The sequence below is a fragment of the Actinomadura kijaniata NBRC 14229 genome (assembly GCF_001552175.1).
Lineage (GTDB): Bacteria > Actinomycetota > Actinomycetes > Streptosporangiales > Streptosporangiaceae > Spirillospora > Spirillospora kijaniata.
This window is the reverse complement of sequence record NZ_BCQR01000049.1, coordinates 21,216-27,897: the sequence shown is the minus strand read 5'-3', so window position 1 is coordinate 27,897 and position 6,682 is coordinate 21,216. Positions and strand designations below refer to the sequence as shown.

General features: G+C 74.8%; 4 protein-coding genes. 3 read left to right on the top strand and 1 reads right to left on the bottom strand.

Annotated elements, in window-relative coordinates; genetic code table 11:
• Together AKI01S_RS17405 and AKI01S_RS17400 are read left to right on the top strand one after the other, a co-directional pair.
• Nucleotides 1–942: dihydrolipoamide acetyltransferase family protein (locus AKI01S_RS17405; protein WP_067818294.1), on the top strand; the 942-nt coding region annotated here is incomplete at its 5' end.
• Between the two features lie 226 nt (nt 943–1,168).
• Nucleotides 1,169–3,802 carry a cellulose binding domain-containing protein gene (locus tag AKI01S_RS17400; RefSeq protein WP_245681670.1) on the top strand — a complete coding sequence of 878 codons (2,634 nt, stop codon included), beginning with the start codon at nt 1,169–1,171 and terminating at the stop codon, nt 3,800–3,802.
• 55 nt (nt 3,803–3,857) lie between these two features.
• Here the strand turns inward: AKI01S_RS17400 and AKI01S_RS17395 are convergent, their stop codons facing one another.
• Entirely contained in the window at nt 3,858–4,913 is a 1,056-nt protein-coding gene (locus AKI01S_RS17395; RefSeq protein ID WP_218009709.1) for a LacI family DNA-binding transcriptional regulator, read from the bottom strand.
• A gap of 262 nt (nt 4,914–5,175) precedes the next feature.
• On the opposite strand from AKI01S_RS17395, the gene AKI01S_RS17390 reads away from it, so the two are divergent.
• Nucleotides 5,176–6,681: a cellulase family glycosylhydrolase gene (locus AKI01S_RS17390; RefSeq protein WP_067818290.1), complete on the top strand. Its 1,506-nt coding sequence runs from the start codon at nt 5,176–5,178 to the stop codon at nt 6,679–6,681.
• Nucleotide 6,682: the final 1 nt, after the last annotated feature.

The following is a 6,682-nucleotide window of genomic DNA, read 5'->3' as shown; positions in this document are numbered from 1 at the left end:
CGCCCGGCGTCCAACGGCGTCGCCGGCTCGCGCCCGCCGTCCTCGCCGCTGGCCCGCCGCCTGGCCCGCGACCACGGCCTGGACCTGAACGCCATCACCGGCACCGGCCCCGGCGGGCGGATCATCCGCGCCGACATCGAGGCCGCCATCCGCAACGGCGGCGCCGCCGCCCCGGCCGCCACTCCGGCCGCCGCCCCGGCCCCGGCTCCGGCCGCGCAGGCCCCCCGGCCCGCCGCCCCGGCCGTGACCGCCGCGGACGAGGACGTCGAGCGCGTCCCGCTGAACCGCTTCCGCAAGGTCGCCGCGCGCCGCCTGACCGAGAGCAAGCAGAACGTCCCGCACTTCTACCTCACCCGCGAGGTGGACGCCGAGGCGCTGCTGAAGTTCCGGGTCACCCTGAACGAGGCCCTGGACCCGGCCAAGGTCAGCGTCAACGACCTGGTCGTCAAGGCGGTCGCGACCGCGCTGCGCCAGCACCCGGAGATGAACGTCTCCTTCACCGAGGAGGCCCTGGTCCACCACCGGCGGGTGCACGTCGGCATCGCGGTGGCGGTCGAGGACGGCCTGCTCGTCCCGGTGATCAAGGACGCGGACCGCAAGACGGTGTCGCAGATCGGCGCCGAGACCCGCGAGCTGGCCGGGAGGGCCCGCGAGGGCAAGCTCGCGCCGCAGGACATGTCGGGCGGCACGTTCTCGGTGTCGAACCTCGGCATGTTCGGGATCAAGGAGTTCTCGGCGATCATCAACCCGCCGGAGGCCGCGATCCTGGCCGTCGGCGCCGTCCGCGACGAGCCGGTCGTGAAGGACGGCCAGATCGTTCCGGGCAAGCGCATGGCGATCACCCTGTCGGTGGACCACCGCGCCGCCGACGGCGCGACCGGCGCCCGTTTCCTCGCCACCCTGGCCGAGCTGCTGGAGAACCCGCTGCGCATCGTCGCCTGACGCGCCGGCACCGCCGCCTGACGCGCACGAGGCCCGAAGGCCCCGCCGCCCCACACGGCGGGGCCTTCGCGTGTCCGTTTCCTTTCCCGGTACCGTCCGCATTCCCGCAGGTGAACGTGGGTGCGAGCGGGCGCCCGGCATGAAAGATCGGCGCGCGGGCGGCCAGGCATTGCCTCGTCGAAGCGGTTCGATGATCCTCCTGGCAGCCCCACCCTAGGAGGACGCCGTGCGTCGAGCCCCCGCCCCGCCCCCCGCCCTGTCCGCCGCCCTGGCCGCGCTGACCCTCGCCGCGACCGCCCTGACCGCCTTGGCCGCCGTCCCTCCGGCCGTCTCCCCCGCCGCGGCCGCCGAGGGCTACACCTGGAAGAACGTGCAGATCGGCGGCGGCGGATTCGTCCCGGGGATCGTGTTCAGCCGCAAGGAGCGGAACCTCGTCTACGCGCGGACCGACATCGGCGGCGCGTACCGCTGGGACCAGGCCACGCGGTCCTGGACGCCGCTGCTGGACTGGGTCGGCCGGGACCGGTGGGGCCACAACGGCGTGATCAGCATGGCCGCCGACCCGGTGGACGCCGACCGGGTGTACGCGGCCGTCGGCATGTACACCAACGACTGGGACCCCGGCCGGGGCGCGGTCCTGCGCTCGGCCGACCGGGGCCGGACCTGGCAGACCGCCGCGCTGCCGTTCAAGCTCGGCGGCAACATGCCCGGACGCGGCATGGGCGAGCGACTCGCCGTCGACCCCCACGACAACCGCGTCCTGTACCTCGGCGCGCCGGAGGGCAACGGCCTGTGGCGCAGCACCGACCGGGGCGCGACCTGGTCGAGGGTCACCGGCCTCACCGCCGTCGGCGACCACGCCGACGACCCGTCCGACACCAACGGCTACGGCAGCCACCGGCCGGGCGTGGTGTGGGTGACGTTCGACGAGGGCACCGGGACGGCCGGATCGCCCACCCGCACGATCTACGTCGGCGTCGCCGACAAGAAGAACACGGTGTACCGCAGCACCGACGCCGGAACGACCTGGGAGCCGGTGCCGGGCGCGCCCACCGGCCACATCGCGCACAAGGGCGTGCTGGACGCCGCCTCGCACACGCTCTACATCGCCACCAGCGACACGGCGGGCCCCTACGACGGGTCCAAGGGCGACGTGTGGAGGCTCGACACCCGCTCCGGCGCGTGGACCCGGATCAGCCCGGTGCCGTCCGACAGCGCCGACGCCCACTTCGGCTACAGCGGGCTGACCGTGGACCGCAACCGGCCGGGCACGCTGATGGTCGCCACCCAGATGTCGTGGTGGCCCGACGTGGTGTTCTTCCGCAGCACCGACTCCGGGAAGACGTGGACGCGCGCCTGGGACTACTCCGGCTATCCCAACCGTTCCCTCCGCTACCGGATGGACGTCACCGCGACGCCGTGGCTCACGTTCGGCGCCACCCCGGCCCCGCCGGAGACCGCGCCGAAGCTCGGCTGGATGACCGAGTCGGTGGAGATCGACCCGTTCGACTCCGACCGGCTGATGTACGGGACCGGCGCGACCCTGTACGGCACCGAGGACCTCACCGCCTGGGACCGGGGCGGGCGGTTCACCGTCCGGCCGATGGTGGAGGGGCTGGAGGAGACGGCCGTCCAGGACCTGGTCAGCCCGCCGAGCGGTGCGCCGCTGGTCAGCGCCCTGCTCGACCTGGGCGGGTTCCGTCACACGGCCCTGGACCGGGTGCCGGAGATGATGTTCACCCGGCCGAACTTCACCAGCGGCACCAGCCTGGACTACGCCGAGGCGAAGCCCGAGGTCATGGTGCGGGCGGGCGACTTCACCGACGCCGACCGCCCGGCCGACAGCCATGTGGCGTTCTCCACCGACGGCGGCGCGACCTGGACGCAGGGGCCCGAGCCGTCCGGGGTGAACCGGGGCGGCACCGTCGCGGCCGGGGCCGACGGCGCGAACTTCGTCTGGGCGCCCGGCGACGCCGGTCAGCCCGTCGTGCACGCCACCGGCCCGGACTCCGGGTGGACCCGTGCGACCGGCGTGCCCGCCAACGCCGTCGTCGAGTCCGACCGGGTGAACCCGCGCAGGTTCTACGCGCTCGCCGAGGGCAGGCTCCACGTCAGCGCCGACGGCGGCCGGTCGTTCACCGCCGCCGCCACGGGACTGCCGACCGGGCGGGCCCGGTTCAAGGCCGTGCCGGGCGCGGAGGGCGAGATCTGGGTGGCGGGCGACAGCGGCCTGTACCGCTCGACCGACTCCGGGGCCACCTTCACCAAGCTCCCCGGCGTGACCGGCGCGGTGAACGTCGGGTTCGGCAAGGCCGCGCCCGGTCGCACCCGCCCGGCCGTCTACCTGGTCGCGACCGTCAACGGCCAGGACGGGCTGTTCCGGTCCGACGACACCGGGGCCACCTGGGTCCGCGTCAACGACGACCGCCACCAGTACGGCAACATGGGTGACGCCCTCACCGGCGACCCGCGCGTCTACGGCCGCGTCTACCTCGGCACCAACGGCCGGGGCATCGTCTACGGCGACCTCGGCGGCGGTGGTCCCACCGATCCCCCTCCGACGACCGGATGCAAGGCCGTCTACCGGCAGACCGGCTCCTGGTCCGGCGGCCACCAGGGCGAGGTCACCGTCACCAACACCGGCGCCTCCCCCGCCAAGGGCTGGAAGGTGACCTGGACCTTCCCCGCCGGACGGACCGTCTCCGCCTCCTGGAACGCCAGGGTCACCCAGCAGGGGACGGCGGTGACCGCCGTCCACGAATCCTGGAACGGCTCGCTGGCCGCGGGCGGCGCCACCTCGTTCGGGTTCACCGCCACCGGCGCACCGGCGGAGATCGCCCCCTCCTGCACGGCCGGGTGACCGCGCGGGGGCCGGGCGGTCCCCCGTCCGCCCGGCCCCCGCGCCGGCCCCCGCGTCAGGCCGAGTCGCGGCGGACCAGGCGGGTCCTCAGCACCACGCCCCGGTCCCGGCCCCGGCGGCCGCCGATCCGGTCCAGCAGCTCGCGCACCAGGCGCGCGCCCATCTCCTCCACCGGCTGCCGCACGGTGGTCAGCCGGGGCACCGCCCGCTGCGCGAACGGGCCGTCGTCGAACCCGACCACCGCCACGTCGTCGGGCACCCGGCGGCCCGCGCGGCGCAGCGCGCTCAGCGCGCCGACCGCCATCGCGTCGGAGGCGGCCAGCACCGCGTCCAGCCCCGGCCGCCGCGCCAGCAGCCGGTTCATCGCGTGCTCGCCCGACAGCCGCCCGAAGTCGCCGCGCGCCACCAGCCCGTCGGTCGACAGCCCGGCCTCCGCCAGGGCGGACCGGTAGCCCGACAGCCGGTCCGCGCCCGCGCTCATGTCCGGGGGCCCGGCGATGGTCGCGACGGCGGTGCGCCCGGACGCCAGCAGGTGGCGGACCGCCAGGCGGGCGCCGCCGAGGTTGTCGGCGTCCACGAACGGCAGCGGCGGCCCGCACAGCGGCCGTCCGGCCAGCACCACGGGCGGGCCGGTCCGCGCCAGCACGGCGGGATGGTCGCGGCGCGCCCCGACCACCAGCGCCCCGGCGGCGTGCCCGCCGCGCAGGTACTGCGCGGCGCACCCGTCGCCGAGCGCCCGCGCGTCCCGGCCCGCCATCAGGACCGCCAGCGGGGCCCGGCCGTCGAGTTCCCGCTCGACGCCGTGCAGCAGGCGGGCGAAGAAGGGGTCGGCGAAGACCCGCTCGCTGTCCTCGCACAGCACCACCGCGACCGCCGTCCCCGGCGGGGCGGCGCGCAGCGCGGAGCGGCGGGGGACGTACCCGAGCTGGCGGACCGCCGCCTCGACCTGGTCGCGGGCCGCGCGGCTGACGCGGGCCGAGCCGCTGAGCACCCGCGAGGCGGTCGCCGGGGACACCCCGGCGAGCGCGGCGACATGGGACAGGGTCGGGGCCCGGTCGACGGTTCCGGTGCCGGCCTCGGGGGATTCGGTGCAGGAGTCGGCGTACGCCACGACGGCACTCCCTTCTGGGGTGGAGTTCCGGCCCCACCGGGCCGGGCGGGGAATATGGGAGCGCTCCCAAGATCGGTGAAATGGGACATCCTGTCAAGACCACCGCACCAATTACGTCAACCCGACCTTTCCTTTCCGAGAAAGACCGTGAAAGGCGTGAAAAGCACTTCCTTCCGGGCGCGGACCGGCTTACGTTCGCCACGACTTTGTTGTGGGAGCGCTCCCATAAAGTGCGTTCCCCCGCCCGCCGATCGGAGGTCCCATGAGACTGCCCGCCACCGCGGTCCTCGCCTCGGCGGTCCGCGCGCTGTGTCTGGTGGCGCTGGCGCTCGGCGTCGTCGCCGGCGGCGCCGGAGCCCTCCGCGCCGCCGCCGACGACGCCGTCCGGTGCGAGGTCGGCTACGCCACCGAGGACTGGGGCACGGGCTTCACGGCCCGGATCACCGTCACCAACCGCGGCCCCGCCCTCGCCACCTGGACCTTGACCTTCTCCCACACCGGCGACCAGCGTCTCCAGCAGGGCTGGAACGGCCGCTGGAGCCAGTCGGGCCGCGACGTCACCGTCACCGCCGAGAGCTGGAACGCCGCGCTGCCGACCGGCGCGCAGGTCACCACCGGGGCCACCTTCTCCCACAGCGGCCGCAACGACGCCCCCACCGCGTTCAGCGTCAACGGCGCCCCCTGCGGCGGCGGCGCCCCGACCACGCCGCCCACCACTCCCCCGACCACTCCGCCGGGCACGGCCGCGCCCAAGCTGAAGGTCTCGGGCAACACCCTGGTCGACGCGAACGGCAGGACCGTCCGGCTGCGCGGGGTGAACCGGTCCGGCGGCGAGTTCGCCTGCGTGCAGGGCTGGGGCTTCTGGGACGGCCCGATGGACGCCGCCTCGGTCGCCGCCATCAAGAGCTGGAACGTCAACGCCGTCCGCGTCCCGCTCAACGCCGACTGCTGGCTCGGCCTGCCGAACGTCTCCGCCACCTACCGGGGCGCGGCCTACCAGGAGCAGGTCCGCGCCTACGTGGACCTGCTGCTCCGCAACGGACTCACCCCCATCCTCGACCTGCACTGGAGCAACGGCCTGTACACCGGGCACGGCTCGCACTGCTCCACGGCCGACGCCGTCTGCCAGAAGCCGATGCCCGACGCCCGGTACGCCCCCGAGTTCTGGAAGCAGGTCGCCACCGCCTACCGCGACCGCACCGAGGTGGTGTTCGACCTGTTCAACGAGCCGTTCCCCGACTTCCTCCAGACCATGGACCGCGACCAGGCCTGGAAGTGCTGGCGCGACGGCGGCGACGCCTGCACCGGCCTCACCTACCGGGCGGCCGGGATGCGCGACCTGCTGGACGCCGTGCGCGGCACCGGGGCGGCCAACGTGGTCCTGGCCACCGGGATCGCCTACTCCAACGACCTCGGCCGGTGGCTGGAGCACCGCCCGGACGACCCCACCGGGAACCTGGCGGCGGCCTGGCACTCCTACAACTTCAACACCTGCTCCAACGCCGACTGCTGGGAACGCACCCTGGCCCCGGTCGCCGCGAAGGTCCCGCTGGTCGCCGGGGAGATCGGCGAGAACACCTGCGGCCACTCCTACGTGGACGCCCTGATGGCCTGGCTCGACCGGCTGCCGGGCGCCTCCTACCTCGGCTGGACCTGGAACACCTGGAACTGCTCCAGCGGCCCGGCCCTCATCAGCTCCTACGACGGCACGCCCACCCCCTACGGCGCCGGTCTCCGCGACCATCTGCGCGCCTTGGCCCGATCCTGAG